Annotated in this window: 24 protein-coding genes; 8 read left to right on the top strand and 16 right to left on the bottom strand. The window is 72.2% G+C overall.

The window, feature by feature from the left end:
• Positions 1-256: 256 nt before the first annotated feature.
• From CFI00_RS11525 to CFI00_RS11510, 5 genes are all read right to left on the bottom strand, one after another.
• Positions 257-901 (bottom strand): DUF3105 domain-containing protein, encoded by a 645-nt coding sequence (locus tag CFI00_RS11525; RefSeq protein WP_207085263.1) that lies wholly within the window; start codon positions 899-901, stop codon positions 257-259.
• Positions 902-910: 9 nt separating this feature from the next.
• Entirely contained in the window at positions 911-1,411 is a 501-nt protein-coding gene (locus tag CFI00_RS23605; RefSeq protein ID WP_242532812.1) for a SigE family RNA polymerase sigma factor, read from the bottom strand.
• Positions 1,398-2,768 (bottom strand): hypothetical protein, encoded by a 1,371-nt coding sequence (locus tag CFI00_RS23600; RefSeq protein WP_242532811.1) that lies wholly within the window; start codon positions 2,766-2,768, stop codon positions 1,398-1,400. Before CFI00_RS23600 ends, CFI00_RS23605 begins: the two co-directional genes overlap by 14 nt.
• Positions 2,769-2,943: 175 nt before the next feature.
• Entirely contained in the window at positions 2,944-3,534 is a 591-nt protein-coding gene (locus tag CFI00_RS11515; protein ID WP_207085261.1) for a hypothetical protein, read from the bottom strand.
• A 4-nt stretch (positions 3,535-3,538) separates the two neighbouring features.
• The gene (locus tag CFI00_RS11510; RefSeq protein ID WP_207085260.1) at positions 3,539-6,388 is read right to left on the bottom strand and encodes an aconitate hydratase; all 2,850 of its coding nucleotides are present in this window, start codon (positions 6,386-6,388) and stop codon (positions 3,539-3,541) included.
• A 139-nt stretch (positions 6,389-6,527) separates the two neighbouring features.
• Between CFI00_RS11510 and CFI00_RS11505 the strand changes: the two genes are divergently transcribed.
• On the top strand, positions 6,528-7,061 hold the full coding sequence (locus tag CFI00_RS11505) for an AAA family ATPase (protein WP_207085259.1): 534 nt from the start codon (positions 6,528-6,530) through the stop codon (positions 7,059-7,061).
• 13 nt (positions 7,062-7,074) lie between these two features.
• Here the strand turns inward: CFI00_RS11505 and CFI00_RS11500 are convergent, their stop codons facing one another.
• A complete protein-coding gene (locus CFI00_RS11500; RefSeq protein ID WP_207085258.1) occupies positions 7,075-7,431 on the bottom strand; it encodes a hypothetical protein in 357 nt (118 codons plus the stop codon).
• A 113-nt stretch (positions 7,432-7,544) separates the two neighbouring features.
• Here CFI00_RS11500 and CFI00_RS11495 point away from each other — a divergent pair, with 113 nt between their 5' ends.
• Complete coding sequence (locus CFI00_RS11495; protein ID WP_207085257.1) at positions 7,545-7,910, top strand: DUF5655 domain-containing protein; 366 nt, start codon at positions 7,545-7,547, stop codon at positions 7,908-7,910.
• 4 nt (positions 7,911-7,914) lie between these two features.
• Here the strand turns inward: CFI00_RS11495 and CFI00_RS11490 are convergent, their stop codons facing one another.
• The 3 genes from CFI00_RS11490 to CFI00_RS11480 all read right to left on the bottom strand — a co-directional run bounded on the left by CFI00_RS11490 (position 7,915) and on the right by CFI00_RS11480 (position 12,575).
• Positions 7,915-9,234, bottom strand: a complete 1,320-nt coding sequence (locus tag CFI00_RS11490; RefSeq protein WP_207085256.1) for a hypothetical protein — start codon at positions 9,232-9,234, stop codon at positions 7,915-7,917.
• 84 nt (positions 9,235-9,318) lie between these two features.
• Positions 9,319-10,527 carry a TRAM domain-containing protein gene (locus CFI00_RS11485; RefSeq protein ID WP_207085255.1) on the bottom strand — a complete coding sequence of 403 codons (1,209 nt, stop codon included), beginning with the start codon at positions 10,525-10,527 and terminating at the stop codon, positions 9,319-9,321.
• Positions 10,524-12,575: an APC family permease gene (locus CFI00_RS11480; protein WP_207085254.1), complete on the bottom strand. Its 2,052-nt coding sequence runs from the start codon at positions 12,573-12,575 to the stop codon at positions 10,524-10,526. The genes CFI00_RS11485 and CFI00_RS11480 overlap by 4 nt, the downstream gene beginning before the upstream one ends.
• 56 nt (positions 12,576-12,631) lie before the next feature.
• On the opposite strand from CFI00_RS11480, the gene CFI00_RS11475 reads away from it, so the two are divergent.
• Together CFI00_RS11475 and CFI00_RS11470 are read left to right on the top strand one after the other, a co-directional pair.
• Positions 12,632-13,294, top strand: a complete 663-nt coding sequence (locus CFI00_RS11475) for a TrkA family potassium uptake protein (protein WP_207085253.1) — start codon at positions 12,632-12,634, stop codon at positions 13,292-13,294.
• Between the two features lie 32 nt (positions 13,295-13,326).
• Positions 13,327-13,992: a TrkA family potassium uptake protein gene (locus CFI00_RS11470; protein WP_207085252.1), complete on the top strand. Its 666-nt coding sequence runs from the start codon at positions 13,327-13,329 to the stop codon at positions 13,990-13,992.
• Positions 13,993-14,028: 36 nt separating this feature from the next.
• On the opposite strand, the gene CFI00_RS11465 is transcribed toward CFI00_RS11470, so the two are convergent.
• From CFI00_RS11465 to dut, 4 genes are read right to left on the bottom strand one after another with little or no spacing between them, the layout of a single operon-like run.
• Positions 14,029-14,760, bottom strand: a complete 732-nt coding sequence (locus CFI00_RS11465) for a DUF3159 domain-containing protein (RefSeq protein WP_242532809.1) — start codon at positions 14,758-14,760, stop codon at positions 14,029-14,031.
• The gene (locus CFI00_RS11460) at positions 14,757-15,119 is read right to left on the bottom strand and encodes an OB-fold nucleic acid binding domain-containing protein (protein ID WP_207085251.1); all 363 of its coding nucleotides are present in this window, start codon (positions 15,117-15,119) and stop codon (positions 14,757-14,759) included. The genes CFI00_RS11465 and CFI00_RS11460 overlap by 4 nt, the downstream gene beginning before the upstream one ends.
• 8 nt (positions 15,120-15,127) lie before the next feature.
• Positions 15,128-15,766 carry a DUF3710 domain-containing protein gene (locus CFI00_RS11455; protein WP_207085250.1) on the bottom strand — a complete coding sequence of 213 codons (639 nt, stop codon included), beginning with the start codon at positions 15,764-15,766 and terminating at the stop codon, positions 15,128-15,130.
• A 39-nt stretch (positions 15,767-15,805) separates the two neighbouring features.
• Positions 15,806-16,294, bottom strand: a complete 489-nt coding sequence (dut, locus tag CFI00_RS11450) for a dUTP diphosphatase (protein WP_277988374.1) — start codon at positions 16,292-16,294, stop codon at positions 15,806-15,808.
• Positions 16,295-16,321: 27 nt separating this feature from the next.
• Between dut and CFI00_RS11445 the strand changes: the two genes are divergently transcribed.
• Both CFI00_RS11445 and CFI00_RS11440 read left to right on the top strand, forming a co-directional pair.
• On the top strand, positions 16,322-16,768 hold the full coding sequence (locus CFI00_RS11445) for a DUF3093 domain-containing protein (protein ID WP_207085249.1): 447 nt from the start codon (positions 16,322-16,324) through the stop codon (positions 16,766-16,768).
• Positions 16,769-16,789: 21 nt separating this feature from the next.
• Positions 16,790-17,116 (top strand): DUF4235 domain-containing protein, encoded by a 327-nt coding sequence (locus CFI00_RS11440; RefSeq protein ID WP_207085248.1) that lies wholly within the window; start codon positions 16,790-16,792, stop codon positions 17,114-17,116.
• A 73-nt stretch (positions 17,117-17,189) separates the two neighbouring features.
• Here CFI00_RS11440 and CFI00_RS11435 read toward each other — a convergent pair whose 3' ends face one another.
• The 3 genes from CFI00_RS11435 to CFI00_RS11425 form a co-directional block, all read right to left on the bottom strand.
• Positions 17,190-17,480 carry a DUF4193 domain-containing protein gene (locus CFI00_RS11435; protein WP_207085247.1) on the bottom strand — a complete coding sequence of 97 codons (291 nt, stop codon included), beginning with the start codon at positions 17,478-17,480 and terminating at the stop codon, positions 17,190-17,192.
• Positions 17,481-17,708: 228 nt separating this feature from the next.
• On the bottom strand, positions 17,709-18,521 hold the full coding sequence (locus tag CFI00_RS11430) for an inositol monophosphatase family protein (RefSeq protein ID WP_242532807.1): 813 nt from the start codon (positions 18,519-18,521) through the stop codon (positions 17,709-17,711).
• The gene (locus tag CFI00_RS11425; protein ID WP_207085246.1) at positions 18,518-19,630 is read right to left on the bottom strand and encodes a ferrochelatase; all 1,113 of its coding nucleotides are present in this window, start codon (positions 19,628-19,630) and stop codon (positions 18,518-18,520) included. Before CFI00_RS11425 ends, CFI00_RS11430 begins: the two co-directional genes overlap by 4 nt.
• 33 nt (positions 19,631-19,663) lie before the next feature.
• On the opposite strand from CFI00_RS11425, the gene CFI00_RS11420 reads away from it, so the two are divergent.
• Positions 19,664-20,860 (top strand): MFS transporter, encoded by a 1,197-nt coding sequence (locus tag CFI00_RS11420; protein WP_207085245.1) that lies wholly within the window; start codon positions 19,664-19,666, stop codon positions 20,858-20,860.
• Entirely contained in the window at positions 20,857-22,167 is a 1,311-nt protein-coding gene (locus tag CFI00_RS11415; RefSeq protein ID WP_207085244.1) for a D-arabinono-1,4-lactone oxidase, read from the top strand. The genes CFI00_RS11420 and CFI00_RS11415 overlap by 4 nt, the downstream gene beginning before the upstream one ends.
• Positions 22,168-22,225: the final 58 nt, after the last annotated feature.

Raw genomic sequence — 22,225 nt, 5'->3', positions numbered from 1 at the left:
CAGTACAGCGACGGGAACTTCTTCAGGGTCCTATGAGGTCACGCCCGCCCGGCCTGGCCACCAGAACAGACAAGCCCTGCCGGGGCCGACACGTCGCACTTCAAGGCAGCCACACCAAGCAGCGCCAGTATCGAGATAGGTCAGACCCCGACCGGGTAACCCATCCTCCCTGTATCGAGACCCAGCTACCGAAGATCGGTCTCGACACGCCCGCTCGCTGGCGCTCGCGACCTACTCGACCACCGAGGGCTGGGGATCAGGCGTTGGCACCCTGGCCGGGCAGCGCCCCCTGCGGGTCGGGCGTACCGCCCTGGCAGCTCGCACCGAACTCCGGCGCGGTGTGCCCGTCGCCGTACTCCTCGAGGAAGAGCCCGAGCCGCTCGTCGTCGGCGCCGTCGAGCGCGAGCTGGGCCTCCCAGACCGTGACGACCACCGCGGACGGCAGGTCCTCGTGCGGCGACATGATGCCGTTGTCGGGAAGCTGTGCGGCGAGCGCGTCGAGGTCGGACTGCGGCAGCTCCGGGTCGTGGGTGATCCAGACCGTGCCGTGCTCGAGGTCGTGGACGGCGTTCTCGTCACGCACCGGCTCGTCGTAGACGCCGCACGCCAGCCAGATGGGGGCGTGGGCTCCCCCGGCCGGAGGCGTCTGGGAGTAGGTCACGTCGCCGCTGGTGTGGGCGCGGTCGTCGATGACGAAGGTCTCGACCGCGCTGAGGTCCATCGCCCGCTGGTCCGCCTCGTCCCCGCGGATCGCCCGGTCGACGAGGGGTGCGGCGAGGGCCGCGCCCATCACCAGGGCGGCGGCGACGCTGGCGAGCACGAGCGGCAGGCGGCTCGGACCGGACGTGACCACCTCTGTCGCGGGCGGCGGCACGTCGTACGAGGTGTCGGGGTCGCTCACGGCGTCAGGCTACCGACGTACGCCCAGCGCCTCGGCGTCGTCGCCCGCGGGCAGCGCCTGCCTCAACCGTGCGATCCCGTCGCGGGCCTGCGACTTCACCGTCCCCGGCGCGATCCCGAGCGCCGAGGCGATCTCCGCCTCGGAGAGCCCCTCGTAGTAGCGCAGCACCAGCACGGCCCGCTGGCGGGGCGCGAGGGCGGCCAGCGCATCGCGTACGGCCAGCAGCTCGGCGTGGTCCGGGTCCTGCGCCAACACCTCGGGCAGCTCGTCGGTGGTGTGCTCGCGCCAGCGCCTGCGGCGCCAGCGCGAGATGTTCTCGTTGACCATCACCCGGCGGACGTAGGGCTCCGGGTTGTCGCTGATCCGCCGCCACTGAGGGACGACCTTGACCAGCGCCACCTGCACGAGGTCCTCGGCGTCCTGGGCGTGCCCGGTCAGGAGGTACGCCGTCCGCAGCAGCGCCGCCTGTCGGGCGAGGACGAACTCGCTGAAGCCCTCAGGCGTCGCCACGTCGCCTCCTGACCCGTACGACAAGACGCCACGCCACGAACGAGCCGACGAGGAGCGCCAGCCCCACCACGCGAGGGTCGGGCGCGAACGGTGCGTCGGGGGCGGGCACGACCTCGGCTGCCCACGCCTCGGCTGCGACCTGCGGGGTGTTGCCGGAGAACTCCAGAAGGTCGGTGCGCTCGCCCGTCGTGACGTCGACCGTCGAGGCGCGCAGCGCTCGCCGCGGACGGCCCTCCTCCACGTCGGCGAGAGAGGCCAGGACGACCTTGCTCGACGACCGCCACCCCGCGACGCTCTGGGCGTCGATCCCATCCACCGGCGCCAGCGGGATCACACCGCCTCCGATCGGACCGACGAGCAGGGACAGCTGGGCATCGTCGAACGTTCCGTAGACGGGTTGGAGCAGCGTCGCCAGTCGCTTCCCGTCGGTGCTGACGGCGAGGTCCATGACTCCGGCCGACGCGGGAGTGCCTGCCGGGAGCTGCAGGCGACGCGTCCTCGAGTCCTTCCCCGACACCAGGACGACCCGTCGCGCGCCACGCTGCTCGACGAAGCCCCCGGGCGCGTCGCCCGTCGAGTTCCCGCTCACCCCCTGCGCGCCGCTCGGGGAGTCGTCGCGCTCGCCCGTCGACACGTCCCAGGTGCGGGCGACGACGCCCGACGCTCTCACCCCGGTTTCGCCGGCGGGCGAGATGGGCCCTGCCGTCCACCACAGCACGTCGCCCGCCCAGGCCAGGCCGCTCGTCGCCAGCCCGTGGTCCGACTCGACGGTCCACACGTCCCGGGAGCCGATGCGCAGGTCAAGCACCGCCACACCGACCGCCGGAGCCGCGTCCTCGTCGGACGGTCCACCCATTGTCAGGGGATCCCCGGGCACCTCCCCGGTCACCCAGTACGCCAGCCGCCACCCGTCCGCCGAGAGCGCCGGGACGTCGAACACGTCCGCTGCGCCGGGCAGCTCGAGGAAGCGCGACTCCCCCGTCGACGCCGAGACCCCCCACCAGCCGTTGCGGGACCCCCAGAGTCCTTCCCTGACCCCGCTGCCCACCGCCGAGAGTCGTCCCGGGTTGCCTGGGAAGGCCGGCTCCCAGCCTCCCGGCTGCCGGAGCACGTCCGGGAGCACCATTCGTTCGTCGGTGCGCGCAGGCTCGACCTGCTGAGCGCGCTCCACCAGCAGCGGGGTCGTCGTGGCCCCGATGAGACCGACGACCACGAGCACGGCCGCGACAGCGCCGGCCCGCACACGCTGCCGGCGTCGCCCGCGCGTCCACAGACGGTCGGGGTCGACACCTCCGCCGGGCGCACCCGCCGCGAGTCGTTGGAGCCTGTCGACGACGTCGGTGGGCGGTGCGGACATGGGTGCTCCTCGGATGGACGGTCAGCCTCACACGACTGCACGCCACGAGGACGCGGTCCGGAGGGGTCGCGTCCCGGAACTTTCCGGGCATCTGGGGACGTTCTGGCTAGCGAATCAGCCAATCGACCCACCAAATCGTCCCCAGATACCCGGGCTGCGACCGTCGAGGAAGAGATCAGGCCAGTGCGGCGCGGACCACCTCGGCCCGCGCGGCGAGCTCCTCGAGAGGAGTCGGGGGGAGCATGTCGGCCCAGACCGGCAGGTTGGACCCCCGGAGCTGGAGCACGCCGAGGGGGCGGGCCAGCAGGGTCACCGACAGGTGGCCGGCGCCGTTCTCCCACTTGTTGATGTGCACGCTGCCGACCCCCTCGAGCGCGCGGAGGGCGGCGTACGTGCGGCCGAGGAGGCGGCCGAGCTCGACGTGCCCGTCGTCGTCGAGTTCGTCGAGCACCTCGTGGGTGCGGGACACCACGTTGGCGACGAACGGCAGGGAGGTGCCGCCCGGGCGGATCACGGCGAGCCGTTCCCCCATGTGCAGCACCAGGTCGTCACGGCCGAGCGCTGTGCACGTCTTGCAGTCCTCCGGCGCCTTGCGACGGTCGGGCTCGGGGTCGGCGTAGTCGACGAGCGGGCGCGGCCGCAGGCCCTCGCGCTCGAACGGGAAGACCTCCCAGTCGGCCATCGGACCGAGCGGCAGGCGACCGCCGTCCCCACCGGTGGTGGTGGGGTCGACGGCCGCCTGTGCCCTCGTGAGGAACTCGCGCAAGGGGTCAGCCCTTGAGCAGGTTCCGCAGGACGTACTGCATGATCCCGCCGTTGCGGTAGTAGTTCGCCTCGCCGGGGGTGTCGATCCGGACCGTCGCCTCGAACTCGCTGGTCTCGCCGTGCGCCTGGTCGGTGCCGGGAGCCGGCTCGACCTTGACGGTGACGGTCTTCGGCGTGGTGCCGTCGTTGAGCTCGGTGATGCCGGAGATCGAGATGATCTCGGCACCGGTGAGGCCGAGGTCGTCGGCCGTCTTGCCCGCGGGGAACTGCAGCGGGATGACGCCCATCCCGATGAGGTTCGAGCGGTGGATGCGCTCGTAGGACTCGGCGATGACGGCCTTGACGCCCAGCAGGGCCGTGCCCTTGGCCGCCCAGTCGCGCGACGAGCCCGAGCCGTACTCCTTGCCCGCCAGCACGACCAGCGGCGTGCCGGCCTCCTGGTAGCTCGCGCTCGCCTCGTAGACACTGGTGACCTCGCCGTCCTTCGTGAAGTCCTTGGTCACACCGCCCTCGGTGCCGGGCGCCAGCTGGTTGCGCAGGCGGATGTTGGCGAACGTGCCGCGGATCATGACCTCGTGGTTGCCGCGACGCGAGCCGTAGGAGTTGAAGTCACGCTGCTCGACGCCGTGCTCGGCGAGGTAGTGACCCGCGGGGCTGTCCTTCTTGATCGCACCGGCCGGGCTGATGTGGTCGGTCGTGACCGAGTCACCCAGCTTGAGCAGCACGCGGGCCCCGACGATGTCGGTGACCGCCTCCGGCTCGTCCGGCATGCCGTCGAAGTAAGGAGGACGGCGGACGTAGGTCGAGTCCTCGTCCCACTCGAAGGTGTTGCCCTCCGGGGTGGGGAGCGACTGCCAGCGCTCGTCGCCCTTGAAGACGTCGGCGTAGGACTCGCCGAACATGTCGGAGGTGATCGCGCTGGCGATCGTCTCCTCGATCTCCTGCGGGCTCGGCCAGATGTCCTCGAGGAACACGTCGTTGCCGTCCTGGTCCTGGCCCAGCGGGTCGCCGAACAGGTCGACGTCCATCGAGCCGGCGAGGGCATAGGCCACGACGAGCGGCGGGGACGCGAGGTAGTTCATCTTCACGTCGGGGTTGATCCGACCCTCGAAGTTGCGGTTGCCCGACAGCACCGATACGACCGCGAGGTCGGCCTCGTTGACGGCTGCGGACACCTCGGGGATGAGGGGGCCGGAGTTGCCGATGCAGGTCGTGCAGCCGTAGCCGACGAGGTTGAAGCCGAGCTTGTCGAGGTACGGCGTGAGCCCGGAGCGGTCGTAGTAGTCCGAGACGACCTTGGAGCCCGGCGCGAGCGAGGTCTTGACCCACGGCTTGCGGGTCAGGCCCTTCTCGACGGCCTTCTTGGCCAGCAGCGCGGCGCCGATCATCACGCTCGGGTTGGAGGTGTTGGTGCACGAGGTGATCGCGGCGATCACGACGGCGCCGTGGTCGATCTCGACCTCCTGGCCGTCGAGCGAGACCTTCGTCTTCTTCGTGGGTCGACCGGCGTCGTGCGGCGCGTGCACGTGTGCGGGCTTGCCGTTGCCGCCCTCGTGGCTCGGCGAGTCGGAGGCCGGGAAGGACTCCTCGACCGCCTCGTCGTAGCCGGTCGCCTCGGCGGCGTCGTCCGGACCGGTGTCCTGCGGGGCGGTCTCGCCCTCGTCGACGTAGTCGGCCAGCGCGGCGCGGAAGGAGTCCTTCGCCGCCGAGACCTCGACGCGGTCCTGCGGGCGCTTCGGGCCGGCGAGCGACGGCACCACGGTGGAGACGTCGAGCTCGAGCCGCTCGCTGTAGCGGGGCTCGGCGGCCGGGTCGTGCCACAGCCCCTGCTCCTTGGCGTACGCCTCGACGAGCGCGAGCTGCTCGTCGGTGCGGCCGGTGAGGCGGAGGTAGTCGATCGTCTGGTCGTCGATCGGGAAGACGGCGATCGTCGAGCCGAACTCCGGGCTCATGTTGCCGATCGTGGCGCGGTTGGCGAGCGGCAGCGCGGAGACGCCCTCGCCGTAGAACTCGACGAACTTGCCGACCACACCGTGCTCGCGGAGCATCTCGGTGATGGTGAGCACCAGGTCGGTGGCGGTCGAGCCGGCGGGCAGCTCGCCGGACAGCTTGAAGCCGACCACGCGCGGGATGAGCATGGAGACCGGCTGGCCGAGCATCGCGGCCTCGGCCTCGATGCCGCCGACGCCCCAGCCGACCACGCCGATGCCGTTGACCATCGTGGTGTGGGAGTCGGTGCCGACGCAGGTGTCGGGGTAGGCGACGCCGTCGCGCACCATGACCACGCGGGCGAGGTGCTCGATGTTGACCTGGTGCACGATGCCGGTGCCGGGCGGGACGACCTTGAAGTCGTCGAAGGCACCCTGGCCCCAGCGCAGGAACTGGTAGCGCTCACGGTTGCGCTCGTACTCGATCTCGACGTTGCGCTCGAACGCCTGCGGCGTGCCGAAGACGTCGGCGATGACGGAGTGGTCGATGACCATCTCGGCCGGGGCGAGCGGGTTGATCTTCGTGGCGTCGCCACCGAGCTCGGCCATCGCCTCGCGCATGGTGGCGAGGTCGACGACGCAGGGCACGCCGGTGAAGTCCTGCATGATCACGCGCGCCGGCGTGAACTGGATCTCCTGGTCGGGCGCGGCGCTGGCGTCCCAGCCGGCGATCGCCTTGATGTGGTCGGCGGTGATGTCGGCGCCGTCCTCGGTGCGGAGCAGGTTCTCCAGCAGCACCTTGAGCGAGAAGGGCAGGCTCTCGACGTCGAGACCCTCACCCTTCACCGCGTCGAGGCGGTAGATCTCGTAGGACTGTCCGTCCACGTCCAGGGTGCTCTTGGCACCGAAGCTGTCCTGACTGGCCATCAGCCACATCTCCTCGGGAGTTCGCGGGTCTGCGTCCATCTTGCCGTCGCACCCTGAGGTGCGGGAAGGAAGGCGACCCTTAGTTCTGACGTCGCAATATCTTGACGTCAAGATATCACAGCCGGTCTAGCCTCTGCCCGTGCCCACGCTCCTCCACCTCAACGGACCCTCCGGGGTCGGCAAGTCCACCCTCGCGCGCGCCTGGGCCGACCGCCACCCCGGGACGCTGCTGTGCGACATCGACGAGCTGCGGTCATGGGTGTCGGGCTGGGAGTCCGACTTCGTCGGCACCGGTGAGGCCGTCCGCCAGACCGCACTGGCGATGATGACGGCCTACCTCCGCACCGGTCGGGACGTGGTCCTCCCCCAGCTCATCGTCACGCCTGCCCAGGTGGAGAGGTTCGAGGCGGCCGCTGCCGAGGCCGGAGCGGCGTACGTCGGTGTGGTGCTCACGGTCGAGCCGGAGGTCCTGCTCCCCCGGTTGCACTCGCGTGCCGTCACGCCCGTGAACACGGTCGTCTCCCGCATCATCGAGGAGCGCGGCGGCGACCCGCTGGTCCTCGAGGGGCGCCAGCAGCTGCTCGACCTGGCAACGGTCCACGGGTGGACGGTCGTGGACGCGACCGACGAGGAGTCGGCGCTGGCTGCGATGTCGCACGCCGTCCGATCGTGAGCCGAGCGGCGGGTCAGTCGGTGCGGGCCACCTCGTCGAGGCGTTGCAGCAGGTCGTGGGCAGCCAGCTCGACCGCCTTGTGCCGCCACTCCGAGGCCCGGTAGACACACGCGATCAGCCCGCTGCGGTGGACCCGCCGCAGGTCCCCGTAGACGAACGCGTACCGAGCCTTGGTGTGCTCGTTGGTGCCCTCGGTCAGGCCGAGGTGCCAGGCGGCGTAGTCGTCCCACGAGTGGCGTTCGAGGTAGGCGTTCTCCGCCTCGGCCCTCGGCTGGACCTCGGCCCAGTCGCTGTCCAGGACGTACTGCCTGCCGTCGATGAGCCTGCGGGCGTGGGTGACAGCGGCGTCGTTGACGGCGTACCTGGCCATGGCGCCACCCTGCCAGACTCGGACGCGCCCGCCCGACTCCAGTTCGGGGTCACTGTCCTGCCCGGAGGTCTGCCGCACTCGACGTGGCGCGTCGTCAGGATCAGGCTGGACCCGTGGTCACCGAGAACCCTGCCGTCCAGTTCTTCGCCGGGCGTCCCGACGGCTCGGCCGTGGCCGCCGAGGTCTCGCGGGTGGTCAGCGCCCTCGGACCCCACGACGTGCGGGTCTCCCGCAGCCAGGTCGCCTTCCGCCGACGCACCGGGTTCGCCTACCTGTGGCGTCCCGGGCAGTACGTCGCCAGCGACGTCCCCGCCGTGCTGTCGATCGCCCTCCCGCGCGAGGTCGCGAGCCCGCGGTGGAAGGAGGTCGTCCACCCCTCCGCCCGTGCCTGGATGCACCACCTCGAGCTCAGGACCCCCTGCGAGGTGGACGCCGAGGTGCGCGACTGGCTCGGCGAGGCGTACGACGCGGCCGGGTGAGGGCTCAGCGCGCCCGCGGGGCGAAGCTGCGCACCCAGACCCGGGAGGAGTCCGGGTCGGTCTCGTCGCCGGCGTTCCACAGCACGAGCGCACCACCGTCCGGCGCGATCACAGGCGCACCGAGGAAGCCGTCGACGCCTCCGGCGGACAGCCGCGCGACACGGCCCCAGGTCCCGTCCCGGCGGCGGACGGCCGCCTCGATCGGGTGGTCGTCCCCCATGACCGAGTCCCAGACCGCCACCGCCTCTCCGGACGGGTTGGCCACCACCTGCATGCCGTAGTAGACCGACACCTCGGGGAGCAGCCGCGTGCGCGTCACCAGGCCCGAGCGCGAGACCGATGCGGCCCAGGCGGCGTCACGGCGGTCGGTGTAGGCGACGACCGCGTCCGTGCGGCCCAGCCCGACGTCGACCCAGCTCGCGATCCGCGCTCCCCTGATCCGCGCAGGGGACGACCAGCGTGGCCCGGACGAACCGTGGCGCACGGCGATGCCCTGCGCCTCCTCCGAACGGAACGCGTAGGCCACCGCCACCCGGCCGGACGGGAGTCCCGCCAGGTGCGGCACGCCGGCGCGCTCGCCCTCGGCGCTCAACCGCTCGCCGGTCCCCCAGTCCTCGCCGGCGGGTCGCGAGGCGGCGCGCACGGACCACGCGCGACCGTCGCGCTCGCCCCACGCCGCGGTCATCCGTCCGGAGCGGGCGACGACGACCTCGGGCCGGATCCCGGGCACCCCCTCGGAGGACAGGGTCAGCGCGGGGCTCCAGGGTCCGCCCGCGTCACGAGCGACCACCTGCGCGACCGGTTCGGCGTACGGCGGGGCCTCGTCGTCGTCCATGGTCTCCCAGGCCACGACCGTGGCGCCGGTGGCGTTGACGGCGAGCCGCAGGTAGGCCGGACGCGTCCCCAGCGGTCCACCGGGAGTGCGGTGCAGGACGACGGGTCGACTGGTGGAGCCGTCGGTCCGCAACCTCGCGGTCAGCACCCGCCGGCCCACCGTCCACGCCAGCCGAACCCGCCCGCGCGCGTCCGCGGCGACCTCCGCCTCGACGACCTGCCCGGTGCCCGGGAGCACGCCCGGGCGTGACCAGCTGCCGTCACGTCGCTGTCGCGCGACCAGCAGCCGGGTGCGATCGTCCGTCCAGTGCACCCAGGTGGCCATGCCGCTGCCCTCGACCAGGCTCAGCTCGAGGTCCCAGACGTCGGCGCCGCTGCGGGTGAGCGGTACGGCCGCCTCCCAGCCGTCGGCAGCGGTACCGGCAGCGGGTGCGACCAGCGCACCTGCCGCCAAGGCCAGCGAGGCCACGGCGATCTCGACGGCTCTCATCATGCCCTCCCCGACGACGTGCGGACACTCCCAGTGGAGCCGTCGGCACCTCGATGTGGCAAGGGTCGAAGGACCCGTACGGGCTCAGCGGCGGCGCGGCTCCAGCAGGGCCACGCACTCGACGTGGTGCGTCATCGGGAACAGGTCGAAGGCCCGGACCGCGGTGAGCTCGTAGCCGTGCTCGGCGAAGATCGCCACGTCGCGCCCGAGCGCGGCGGGGTCGCACGCGACGTACGCCACCGCGCGGGGACGGCGGTCGACGACCTGCTCGACCACGGCCCGCTTGGCGCCCTCCCTGGGAGGGTCGAGGACGACGAGGTCGAACGGCTCGTCGAAGCCGTCGCGCAGGACCTTGTCGGTGGGGCCGCACTCGACCGCCGCGGCCTCCAGGGCGGAGAGGTTTCCGCGCGCGTGCTGGCACGCAGCGCGGTCACCCTCGACGGCCACCACGCGGGCTCCGGTCGCCTCGCCGACGAAGCGCGCGAAGAGACCGACACCGGAGTAGAGGTCGAGCGCCCGCTCCCCCGACTGCGGCGCGAGCAGGTCGAGCACTGCCTCGACGAGCACGCGGGGCGCCTCGGGATGGACCTGCCAGAAGCCGTCGGCAGCGGCGGTGAACGAATGGGACCGCCCGGCGGCGCTCACCTCGTGGTGGACGAGCCCGGGCACAGATCCCTCCGCCCCCCCAGGGACCTCCACGGCGTCACCCGGACGCGCGCCCTCGGCGGCGATGAGGCAGTCGTCGATCGCGACGAGCTCGTGGGAGCGGTGCGCGCGCATCGCCGGGCGACCGTCGGGGAGCGCGGCGTAGCGCTGGCGGGTGCGCCACCGCAAGCCGTCGTCGGGGCGACCCGGCACCGGCACGGACTCCACCCGGAGGTCGGTGACGAGCGGAGACGACGCGTCGAGACGGCCCAGGCGCACGAGCTGCTCGCGGACCACGGCGGTCTTCAGGTCGCGCTGGGCCGGCACCGCGACGTGCTGGAAGTCGCAGCCGCCGCACAGCCCGGGACCGGCGTACGGGCACGGCGCCTCGACCCGGTCGGGCGAGGGCGAGAGGACCGACACGGCGTCGCCGCGCCAGAAGCGGTCACCGTCGGTTCCCTCGGTGATCTCGACGACCACGCGTTCCCCGGGGATCGCGTGGCGCACGAAGACGACCCGCGAGTCGGGCTCCGGCAGCCGGGCGACGCAGTGGCCTCCGTGGGCCACCGGACCGACCTCGGCCTCGAAGCGCTCCCCCACCCGCGAGCGCCCGCGGGGCTTGCGGGGGCGGTAGGAGCCGCGGCTCACCGGTCGTCCCGGATGTCGGAGGGACGATCGGAGGCCACCCGGCCGCGGCGGAGGTCACCGGCGTGGATGCGTACCTCGTCGCGTTCCTCGCGCTCGCGAGCCGCGAGCGAGGAGCGGAGCTGGTAGGGCACCGAGATGACCATGACTCCGGGGGTGAAGAGCAGGCGGCCCTTGAGGCGCAGGGCGGTCTGGTTGTGGAGCAGCTGCTCCCACCAGCGCCCCACGACGTACTCCGGGATGTAGACCGCGACCACGCCGCGCGGGCTGGCCCGCCGGATCTCCTGCGTGTATTCCACGATCGGGCGCACCACCTCGCGGTAGGGCGAGTGCAGCACCTTGAGCGGGATGTCGAGGTGGCGCTCGTCCCACTCCTCGAGGAGCCGGTTGGTGGCCTTGGCGTCGATGCTCACGTAGATCGCCTCGAGCACGTTGGGGCGTGTCGCGCGGGCGAAGGCCAGCGCCCGCAGCGTGGGCTTGTGCAGCTTGGAGGCAAGCACGATCGCGTGCACGCGCGTCGGCATCACCTTGTCCTGCTCGTCGGCGGCGAGCTCGAGCTCCACGCGGTCGTAGTGGCGACCGATCGCCCGCATGACCAGGAAGAAGAAGCCCATCGCCAGGATGGCGATCCAGGCGCCGGCGAGGAACTTCGTGATGATGACGATGACCAGCACGACGGCGGTCATGCCGAGGCCGAAGGTGTTGATCGCCCGCGAGCGCATCATCCGACGGCGCGCCGTCGGGTCAGTCTCGGTCCTCAGGTGGCGCGTCCAGTGGCGGATCATGCCGAGCTGGCTGAGGTTGAAGGAGACGAAGACGCCGACGATGTAGAGCTGGATCAGCTTCGTCACCTCGGCGTCGAAGACCCAGATCAGCAGCATCGACATGGCGGCGAGGAAGACGATGCCGTTGCTGTAGGCCAGCCGGTCGCCCCGCGAGCCGAGCGAGCGCGGCGCGAGCCCGTCCTGGGCCAGGATCGACCCGAGCACCGGGAAGCCGTTGAAGGCGGTGTTGGCGGCGAGCACGAGGATGATGCCGGTGACGGTGACCACGAAGTAGAAGCCCGGCTGGAACTGGTCGAAGACTCCGGCCGCGATCTGGGAGATCACCGGGTGCTGCTCGTAGCCGCTCGGGAGCGCGTCGCCCGACGCCGTCCGCAGCCGGTCGAGCTCGTGCGGGTCGACGTAGCGGATGGCCATCTGGTTGGCGAGGACGATGACGCTCATCATCATGGAGATGGCGATGAGGCCCAGCATGAGCAAGGTGGTGGCCGCGTTGCGGCTCTTGGGCTTGCGGAAGGCGGGTACGCCGTTGCTGATCGCCTCGACGCCGGTGAGCGCAGCACAGCCGGACGAGAAGGCGCGCGCCAGCAGGAACATCAGGCCGATCTGGGTCAACGGCTCGTCCCAGCCGGGCTGCGCCTCGATCAGGAGGCCGGCGCTCTCCGCCTGCGGGAGGTCGCCCGACAGCAGCCGGAGCAGGCCGTAGGCGCACATGCCGAGGATGGCCACCATGAAGAGGTAGGTCGGCAACGCGAAGACGGACCCCGACTCACGCACACCGCGCAGGTTCATCGCCGAGAGCAGTGCCACGGCGACCACGCCGACGGTCGCCTCGTGCCCGATCAGCGCCGGGATCGCGCCCGCGGCGTACTGCGACGCCGACGAGATCGACACCGCGACGGTCAGCACGTAGTCGACGAGCAGCGCGCTGGCCACCGTGAGGCCGGCGTTGCGACCGAGGTTGACCGACGCCACCTCGTAGTCGCCGCCGCCGGAGGGGTAGGCGTGGACGGTCTGGCGATAGCTCGCGATGACCGTGAGCATCACGACGGCGACAGCGAGGCCGATCTTCCACGACCAGACGTAGGAGGACGCGCCGGCCACGGCCAGCATGATGAAGATCTCGTCGGGTGCGTAGGCCACCGACGACAACGCGTCGCTGGCGAAGACGGGCAGCGCGATCCGCTTGGGCAGCAGGGTCTCCCCCAGCTGGCTGCTGCGCAGCTTGCGACCCAGCAGGATCCGCTTGGACACGTCGCCGACACTCACAGGCCGGAAGCCTAGACCCGCAACCGCCGATGTCCCCGCTGGGATACGGTTCCCGTGTGCACGTCGTGATCATGGGCTGTGGCCGCGTCGGTTCGACGCTCGCCCGCAGCCTCGAGGACCGCAACCACACCGTGTCGATCATCGACAGCGAGCCGGACGCGTTCCGGCGCCTGGGTCCGGAGTTCAACGGCGACAAGATCACCGGCTACGGCTTCGACCAGCAGGTGCTCGAGAAGGCCGGCATCCGTCGCGCCGACGCGTTCGCCGCGGTGTCCAGCGGCGACAACTCCAACATCATCGCCGCTCGGGTGGCCCGCGAGACCTTCGGTCTCCAGCAGGTCGTGGCCCGCATCTACGACCCGGGCCGCGCCGAGGTCTACCAGCGTCTGGGCATCACGACGGTCGCCACGGTCAAGTGGACCGCCGACCAGGTGCTGCGCCGGATCCTGCCCGCCGGCGCCGAGCCCGACTTCCGCGACCCCTCGGGCACCATCCGCGTCGACCACGTGCCGATCCCGGAGGCGTGGATCGGCAGCCGGACGGTCGAGTTCCAGATGCAGTCGCGCAGCCGCATCGCGTGGATCGACCGGCTCGGCGAGGGCATGCTGCCCACCCGCGAGACCGTGCTGCAGGAGGGCGACATGCTCCACCTGGTGATGCGCGAGGAGCACGCGGCGCACGCCTACGCCGTGCTCGAAGCCGGCCCCGAAGCCGACTGACCCGACCCCCGACTGAAGCAGGAGCACCACACATGCGCGTCGCCATCGCCGGAGCCGGAGCCGTGGGTCGCTCGATCGCCCGGGAGCTGATCGAGAACGGACACCAGGTCCTGCTCATCGACAAGAGCTCGTCGGCGATCCGCCCCGAACGGGTCCCGCACGCGGAGTGGCTGCTGGCCGACTCCTGCGAGCTGTCCTCCCTCGCCGAGGCGCAGCTGGGCAAGTGCGACGTCGTGATCGCCGCGACCGGCGACGACAAGGCCAACCTGGTGACCTCGCTGCTCGCCAAGACCGAGTTCGGCGTGCCGCGCACGGTGGGGCGGGTCAACCACCCCAACAACGAGTGGCTCTTCACCGAGGCGTGGGGCGTCGACGTCAACGTCTCCACCCCCCGCATCATGTCGGCCCTGGTCGAGGAGGCCGTCTCCATCGGCGACCTCGTGCGCCTGTTCACCTTCCGCCAGGGCAACGCCAACCTGGTCGAGCTCACCCTGTCGGCCGACTCCCCCTACGTCGGGACCCCGAGCGGGCTGGTGCCCTTCCCCGACAACTGCGCGCTGGTGACGATCCTGCGCGACGGGCAGGTCTACACCCCCGACGCCGAGCAGCCGCTGGAGTCCGGCGACGAGCTGCTCTTCGTGGTCCCGACCGAGGTCGAGACCGAGCTCGAGCAGCTGCTCTCCCCCGGCCACCGCTGAGCGCAGCGGCGTACGCCGTCAGGAGGACGTGCGCCGTCAGGCAGGCGTCGCGTCGCCGGCAGCCGGCGTGACCGGTGTCCGGTTGCGCGAGAGCAGCCACACCATGGTGCCCAGCGCGGCCAGCTGGAGCGGCCAGCCCAGCGCGATCTTGAGCACGCCGAGCGCCGCGACGGCGGCGTCGGGGTCGATCGACCCGGAGCTGCCGGCGAGCCAGATCGGCGCCTGGATGACCACGCGGAGCACGCAGGGGGCGACCAGCAGCCACGTGAGGCGGCTGCAGAGCTTCACGACCTGCCGGTCGGAGTGCCAGGCCGTCGGGTCGCCGGTGATGCTGCCGACCATGAAGCCGACCAGTGGCCACCCGATGATGCACGTGAATCCCAGCACCAGGGCGTAGCCGCCGTTGTAGAGGATGCCGGGCAGGAAGTAGGCCAGCGCCTGGTCCTGCTCGGAGCCGCCGGCCGCGGCGGATCGGTGCACGAAGTACCACCCGATCGCGATGCCGAACAGCGCGTTGACCACGAACTGCACGGTCGAGCGCTGCACGAGCCGGATCACGAGCAGCACCAGCGCCGCGCCGACACTGACGTAGATCGCGGTGTCGAGGTCGCGCATCGTGAGCCAGACGAGCGTGAACAGGATCGTCGGGACGGCCGCCTCGGCCATGCCCCGGCGCCCACCGAGGGCCCTGGAGAGCTGATGGCGCACCACGGCCTCGACCGTGTCGGTGTCGGCCGTGGCGGCGGTCTTCTGCGTCGGCTCGCTCACGGGCGCAGCTCGTAACGGGGGTTGAACATGATCGGCACACCGCTCTGGCGACCGATGCACCCGGCCACGGTCATCGCCCGGCCGGGGCCGATGCCGGAGATCCGGCGTCGCCCGAGCCACACGACGGTGATGACCCCGGAGCCGTCGTCGAGCTCGGCCTCCAGGGCGGGGACGCCCCCGCGGGGGCGCAGCGTCACGGTGCGGACCACTCCGTTGACCACGACGTGCTCGCGCTCGGGAGCCTCGGAGATGCACACGGCCTCGTCGCTGGTCTGCGACTGGCGCAGGTCACGCTGGTGGGCCTCCGAGCTGTCGGCCCACTTCGACAGCGCCTGTCGCAGGCGGCTCTTCTCGGCCACGGCTGGGCTCACCTCACCCGGCGGGCGTCGTCCGGCAGGCGCACCGGCAGCGGCTCGCCGACCGGCATCGCGCCTTCGCCACGGCGTACGACGACCTGGGCGAGGGCGTCCTCCCACTCCGAGGCGGCGTCGGGCTCGACGGCCGGCCGTCCGAGGAACGACGCGCGGAGCATCCAGCGCTCGCCGTTGATGCCGATGATGCGCGAGGGCTGGGTGGCGGCGGTGCCGTCGGGACGCTGGACCGGCATCGCGCAGACGAGCTCGGTGCCCCAGCGGCCCTCACGCTCGGTGGCGTGGCCACCGCGACGCGCCATGTCGGCCGCGATCTGCGGTCGGACGTCGGACCAGAGGTCGCCGTTGCGCGGCGCGGCGAAGGCCTGGAACTCGACGGCGCCGTCCTGGCCGGCGAGCATCACGGCCCGCACCTGACCGCTCTGCTCGTCGACCTGCAGCCGCAGCTCGCGGTCGGCGATCGCGGGCACCAGCACCGAGCCGAGGTCGGCGCGATCGATGCCGTCGCCCTCCACCTCCGAGACGTCGAACGGCCCGGACGCCGTCGTGGCAGGGGTCGGCTCGTCCGCGGCGGTGGTTGCGTCGTCGGCCGTCACGGCCGGGTCGGTGGCCTCTGCCTTGCGGCGGAACTTCACGTCAGCACTCCTTGTCGATGGGTCCGAGGCGCGCAGGACTCATGCGCGCACACCCGTACCAGTAGAACCGTAGCCCCCGGCGCCCCGCACCGACTCGGGCAGCACCCCCACCTCGACGAAGCGCGCCCGCTCGAAGCGCTGCACCACCAGCTGGGCGATGCGCTCGCCGCGGCGCAGCGTGACCGGCTCGACGGGGTCGTGGTTGATCAGCAGGACCTTCACCTCACCGCGGTAGCCCGCGTCCACGGTGCCGGGGGTGTTGACGATGGACAACCCGTGGCGCGCCGCGAGCCCGGAGCGCGGGTGCACCAGCGCGACGTAGCCGTCGGGCAGCGCGACCGCGATGCCCGTCGGCACCAGGGCCCGCTCACCGGGGGCGAGGGTGACGTCCACGGTGGTGTGCAGGTCCGCGCCCGCGTCGCCCGGGTGGGCGTAGGACGGCAGCGGCAGGTCGGGGTCGAGCCGCACGACCTGGATGTCGAGCTGGATGTCGAGCTGGGGCTCGGGCGTGAGGTGGGCGTCGGGCACGAGGAGAGAATCTATAGGCTCTGCGGCGTGGACTACGCCGAACGCCTCACCGTCCCGCTGCGCTGGTGGGTGCAGGGCACCATGCTCGTGGCGTCGCTCTGGTTGGCGGTGCTGGCCGCGACGCCCGAGGTCGTCGCGTGGTCGGTCACGGCGGTCGCGCTGGCACTGCTCGTGGCGCTGCTCGGCACCTACGGCAGCCCGAAGGTCTCGGTCGACGGACGCACCCTGCGGGCCGGCCGGGCGCACATCGGCCTCGAGCACGTCGGGGCAGCGACCGCCCTCGACGCGGACGGCGTACGCCGCCAGGCCGGGGTGGACGCCGACGCCCGCGCCTACCTCCTCCTGCGGCCCTACCTCAAGCGCGGCGTGCGGGTGGACATCACCGACCCGGCCGATCCCACTCCCTACTGGCTGATCAGCTGTCGGCGGCCCGACGCCCTCGTCTCAGCCCTAGAGGCGACGCGGACGCGCTGAGACGCTGGATAGGGTGCGTGCATGGCTTCCCAGGACTCCTCCAGCAAGTTCTTCTCCGCGTTCTCGCTCGTCGCTGCGATCGGCGCGGCGGCGATCGCCAAGAAGGGGCTGAACACCACGTGGCGCGCCACCACCGGCAAGAACCCGCCGACCAACCCGGCGGACCCCGACGTCGGGCTCGGCGAGGCGGTCATGTGGGCGGCCGTGAGCGGCACCATGATCGGCGTGGTCCGGATGCTGGCGGCACGTCGCGCGGCGGGCTACTACGCCAAGTCCACCGGGCACCTGCCCCCGCAGCTGGCGAAGGACGGACAGGACGCCTCGAAGGCCCCTGCCGCCAGCTCCTGAGCGCACCTTCCCGCACGTCACAGCGCCCGCCCCTCGTGCGAGGGGCGGGCGCTGTGCGTCGTACGTGGTCTGCTCAGACGCAGTCGCGGCAGATGAGCTTCTTCTCATCGGCCAGCTGCGAGCGGTGGTGCACCAGGAAGCAGCTCATGCAGGTGAACTCGTCGTCCTGCCGCGGCATGACCTCGACCGCCAGCTCTTCGTGCGAGAGATCGGCACCGGGAAGCTCGAAGGACTCGGCCGCCTCGGTCTCGTCCTCGTCGACCTTGCCGGAGTTCTTGTCGTGGCGGCGGGCCTTGAGCTCCTCGATGCTCTCCTCGCTCTGGTCCTCCTCGGACTTGCGCGGTGCGTCGTAGTCGGTGGCCATCGAATCCCTCTCCCCATGCAGTGGCTCAGACCGGCCGGATCGGCACGGGCGTGAGACCGAGTTGTTGCTCGTCGTCGGCGCCAGATTGTGCACCATGAACCGCCTCCGTGGTGAGCCGGTCCGCAACGTGTCGCCTGAACAGTGCACGACGTCCCGCTATTCCCGGCGTGGCACCCGTGGTCCAGCCCGGCGGACGCCACCCGTCCGGGCGTGACGCGGGCCACCCCTTCAGGCGAGGAAGCCGGTGCCTTGCAGGGCCTCGACGAAGGTGCCCCAGCCCTGCGCGGGAGCCCCCACGACGACGTTGCGCCGGGGAAACCCGGGAAGCGTCATCGTGCCGTCGAGGAGCTCGAAGCGACCCCCCGCCTCGCGCAGCACGAGACCGCCGGCCGACCAGTCCCACGGCTGCGGACCGGCCTCGACGTAGGCGTCGGCGCTGCCCTCGGCGACATGGCACAGGTCGAGCGAGCACGAGCCCATGCGGCGGATGTCACGCACCTCGGGCAGCAGCCGCGCGACGCATGCGGCCTGGTGCTCGCGGACGGCGCGCTGGTAGCCGAAGCCGGTGAGGACCAGTCGCTCGGCCAGCGGCGGGGTGGGGCGTACGCCGATGGGGGCACCGTCCCGGGTGGCGCCGAGGCCGCGGGCGGCGGCGTACTCAGTGCCGGTGGGGATGGCGACCACGGCGCCGGCCACGACCTCGCCGTCGACCTCCGCGGCGATGGACACCGCGCAGTCGGGCAGGCCGTAGAGGTAGTTGACGGTGCCGTCGATCGGGTCGACGACCCACCGCACTCCGCTGATGCCGGGCCGGTCGTCGCCCTCCTCGCCGAGGATCGCGTCGTCGGGACGCGCGGCCGTGATGCGCTCGCGCACCAGCACCTCCACGGCCCGGTCGGCCTCGGTGACCACGTCGACGGCGCTCGTCTTGGTGTCGGCGACGTCGATGCCGCCGACTCGCATCTGCCGGGCCAGCGCGGCGCCCTCGTGGGCGACGGCGCGGGCCAGGTCCCGCAGGGCGGCGGGATCCGCAGGGCTCACGAGTCGCGACCGCACAGGGCGGGGCGCGGACCGCGCGGGTTGGGGCAGCAGCCCGCCCCGCAGACGTCCGGACCGGCCGGCATCGAGCCCACGGCCGGCCGCTCGGGAGCCTCGCCCCGCTCCGCTGCGGCGCGCTCGAGGAGCAGGTCACGCACCATCGCGACGAAGCGCGGGTCCACCCCGGCGGTCGCGGCGCGCACGGCCGCGATGCCGAGGCGCTCGGCGGTCTCCATCGCCTCGGTGTCGAGGTCGTAGATGACCTCCATGTGGTCGGAGACGAAGCCGATCGGCATCAACACCACGCTGCTCACACCGTCGGTGGCCAGCTCCTCGAGGTGGTCGTTGACGTCGGGCTCGAGCCACGGCGTCGACGGCGCACCGGAGCGCGAGCAGTAGACGAGATCGTGGCGGTGGGCGCGACCCGTCGCCTCGTGCACCCGCCGAGCGACCTCGTCGACGGCGCTGCGGTGCTGGCGGACGTAGGCCTCGCGGGGCTGGCCCAGGGGGTCCTCGGAGCCGCTGGTCTCGGCCATCGCGGTCGGGATCGAGTGGGTGACGAAGACGAGGCGGGCCCGGTCACCGTCGTCGGGGAGCTCTGCGAGCGCCGCGAGGCAGGCGTCGACGGCCGGCTCGATGAAGCCGGGGTGGTTGTAGTACTGCCGCAGCTTGTCCAGGCGCGGCGCACCCTCGACCTGCTCGACGGCGTCGAAGAGGTTCTCGCGGTACTGCCGGCACGACGACCACGACGAGTACGCCGACGTGGCGAACACCGCGGCCCGCTGCACGCCGTCGGCGGTCATCTGCGCGAGCGTGTCGGCGAGGTAGGGGTCCCAGTTGCGGTTGCCGAAGTAGACCGGCAGGTGGATCCCCTGGTCGGCGAGGTCCTTCTCCAGCTCCGCGATGAGCGCGCGGTTCTGGTCGTTGATCGGGCTCTTGCCGCCGAAGAGGAAGTAGTGCTCCCCGACCTGCTCCAGGCGCTCGCGGGGGATGCCTCGCCCGCGGGTGACGTTCTCCAGGAACGGCACCACGTCCTCGGGCTTCTCGGGGCCTCCGAAGGAGAGCACCAGCAGCGCGTCGTACGGCTTCACGTCGGGTCCCGCAGGATTCATGGCGCCAGCCTAGGCGGGCCTACCATCACCTCGATGCTCGACTCCTACGCCCGGGTGCTCAGGCGCCCGGGTGCCCTCGCCTTCAGCAGCGCCGCCCTCGTCGCGCGCCTGCCCATCTCCATGGTCGGTCTCGGCATCGTGCTGCTCGTCCAGCAGCGCACCGGCTCCTACGGGCTCGCCGGCACGGTCGCCGCCGTCTTCGTGCTGGCCGAGGCAGCCTTCGCCGTGCTGCACGGCCGGTGGGTCGACCACTTCGGCCAGTCGCGCGTCCTCCCCCTCGCGATCTCCGTCTTCGGCGTCGGGCTGGCGCTGATGATGACGGCGGTCGAGCAGGACTGGGGGCGGGTGTGGACCTACGTCTTCGCCGCCCTGGCGGGCGCCTCGCTCCCCCAGGTCGGCGCGAGCGTGCGGACCCGCTGGTCGCACCTGCTCGACGAGCCGGGCGAGAAGCAGACGGCCTTCGCGCTGGAGGCGGTGCTCGACGAGGTCGTCTTCGTGGTCGGCCCGGTGCTCGTCACGCTGCTGGCCACCGGCTACCACCCCGTCGCCGGGCTCACCTTCGCCCTCGTCAGCGGCGTGCTCGGGACCTACGCCTTCGCCGTGCAGCGGCGCACGGAGCCCCCGGCCGGTCGCAGCTCGACCAGCGGCGGACCGAAGCCGCCCATGCCGTGGCGGCTGGTGCTGCCGTTGGCACTCGTCTGCCTCACCCTCGGCGCCCTGTTCGGGGCCGCGGAGGTCACGACCGTCGCGTTCGCGGAGGAGCAGGGCCAGCGCGGGGCCGCCGGCTGGCTGCTGGCCGCGTGGTCGCTCGGCAGCCTGCTGGCGGGCCTCGTCACCGGCGCGATCGCGTGGCGCAGCGGGCCGGACGTCCGCCTGCGATGGGGTTCGGCGGCGATGGCGCTGGCCATGGCGCCGTTGATGTTCGTCTCCTCGATCCCCCTGATGGCCGTCGTGCTGCTCGTCGGCGGGCTCGCCATCGCGCCCACGATGATCGGCGCGATGACGATGGTGGAGCAGGGCGTGCCCTCGGGCCGGCTGACCGAAGGCATGGCGATCCTGCACACCGGGATCGTCGCCGGCGTCGCACCGGGCGCGAGCATCGCCGGCTTCGTGGTGGACCACAGCGGGGCGTCGGCGGCCTACGCCGTGGCACTCGCCGGCGGCGTGCTCGGCGCGCTCGCCGCGCAGGCGGCCCGGCCGTCGCGCACATTGGCTACCGTTCGCTCATGACGGCGACCTGCTGGCGCAACTGGTCCGGCCTCGAGGAGGCGGCTCCCCGCGAGGTCGCGACGCCGGCGTCCGTCGAGGCGGTCGTCGAGGCCGTACGCCACGCGCGGGAGGCCGGCACCACCGTCAAGATGACCGGCACCGGGCACTCGTTCACCGCGATCGCCGCCCCCGAGCACACGATGCTGCGTCCCGACGCTATGCGCGGCGTCGTCGAGGTCGATCGACAGGCGATGACCGTGACCGCTCGCGCCGGCACCCCGCTGAAGGACCTCAACCTTGCCCTCGAGCGCCTGGGCCTGTCGCTGCACAACATGGGCGACATCGCCGAGCAGACCCTGGCCGGCGCCACGTCGACCGGCACCCACGGCACGGGCGGCACCGCCGCCGGCCTCTCGGCCCAGCTCGCCGGCCTCGAGCTGGTCACCGGCACCGGCGAGGTGCTGCGCGCGTCGGCGGAGGAGAACGCCGACGTCCTCGACGTCGCCCGCGTCGGGCTCGGCGCCCTCGGCATCCTGACGAGCCTCAGCTTCCACGTCGAGCCGCTCTTCGTGGTGGAGGCCCACGAGCAACCGATGACGTGGGACGCCGCGCTCGCGTCGTACGACGAGATGGTGGCTGCGGCGCACCACGTCGACATGTACTGGTTCCCCCACACCGACGCGATGGTGGTCAAGCAGAACGTCCGCACCGACCTCGAGCCCGGCGAGCAGGAGCCGCCCTCGCGCCTGGCGGCGTGGTGGGAGGACGAGCTGGTCGCGAACACGGTCTTCGGTGCGCTGTGCCGCGTCGGCTCCCGGTCGCCGGGCCTGGTCCCGCGGATCAACCGCGTCGCCGGCCGGGCGCTCTCCGATCGCCGCTACAGCGACCTCGCGCACCGCGTCTTCGTCAGCCCGCGCCGGGTCCGCTTCCGCGAGATGGAGTACGCCGTCCCGCGCGAGGTCGGCCTCGACGTGCTGCGCGAGTGCCGACGGGTGATCGAGGCCAGCGACTGGCGCATCGCCTTCCCCGTCGAGGTCCGCACCGCTCCGGCCGACGACGTCCCGCTGTCGACCTCCCACGGTCGCGACAGCCTCTACCTCGCCTTCCACGTGCCGGCCGACACCGACCACCGCCCCTACTTCGGCGGCCTCGAGCCGCTGCTGCGCGAGGCGGGCGGACGACCCCACTGGGGCAAGGTCCACACGCGCGCGGCCGCGGACCTCGCGCCGGTGTACGACCGCTTCGACGACTTCCTCGCGATGCGCGACCGGCTCGACCCGGACCGGGTGTTCGCCAACCCCTACCTCCGGCGCGTGCTGGGCGTCTGAGCCGCCCGGCCGCCTCAGACGTTCGCCGGGCCCTTGGGAGCGGGGCGCGCCAGTCCCG

It is taken from the genome of Nocardioides sp. S5, from assembly GCF_017310035.1.
In the GTDB taxonomy this organism is placed as follows: Bacteria; Actinomycetota; Actinomycetes; order Propionibacteriales; family Nocardioidaceae; genus Nocardioides.
The sequence above is the reverse complement of the archived record's forward strand: the minus strand, read 5'-3'. Positions and strand labels throughout refer to the sequence as shown.

Coding starts and splice junctions, on each gene's coding strand:
- CFI00_RS11500 (WP_207085258.1), bottom strand. CDS start 7,431: ATGGCCAGGTACGCCGTCAACGACGCCGCTGTCACCCACGCCCGCAGG.
- CFI00_RS11425 (WP_207085246.1), bottom strand. CDS start 19,630: ATGAATCCTGCGGGACCCGACGTGAAGCCGTACGACGCGCTGCTGGTG.
- CFI00_RS11510 (WP_207085260.1), bottom strand. CDS start 6,388: ATGGCCAGTCAGGACAGCTTCGGTGCCAAGAGCACCCTGGACGTGGAC.
- CFI00_RS11415 (WP_207085244.1), top strand. CDS start 20,857: ATGACGGCGACCTGCTGGCGCAACTGGTCCGGCCTCGAGGAGGCGGCT.
- CFI00_RS11470 (WP_207085252.1), top strand. CDS start 13,327: ATGCGCGTCGCCATCGCCGGAGCCGGAGCCGTGGGTCGCTCGATCGCC.
- CFI00_RS11435 (WP_207085247.1), bottom strand. CDS start 17,480: ATGGCCACCGACTACGACGCACCGCGCAAGTCCGAGGAGGACCAGAGC.
- CFI00_RS11440 (WP_207085248.1), top strand. CDS start 16,790: ATGGCTTCCCAGGACTCCTCCAGCAAGTTCTTCTCCGCGTTCTCGCTC.
- CFI00_RS23600 (WP_242532811.1), bottom strand. CDS start 2,768: ATGTCCGCACCGCCCACCGACGTCGTCGACAGGCTCCAACGACTCGCG.
- CFI00_RS11420 (WP_207085245.1), top strand. CDS start 19,664: ATGCTCGACTCCTACGCCCGGGTGCTCAGGCGCCCGGGTGCCCTCGCC.
- CFI00_RS11490 (WP_207085256.1), bottom strand. CDS start 9,234: ATGAGAGCCGTCGAGATCGCCGTGGCCTCGCTGGCCTTGGCGGCAGGT.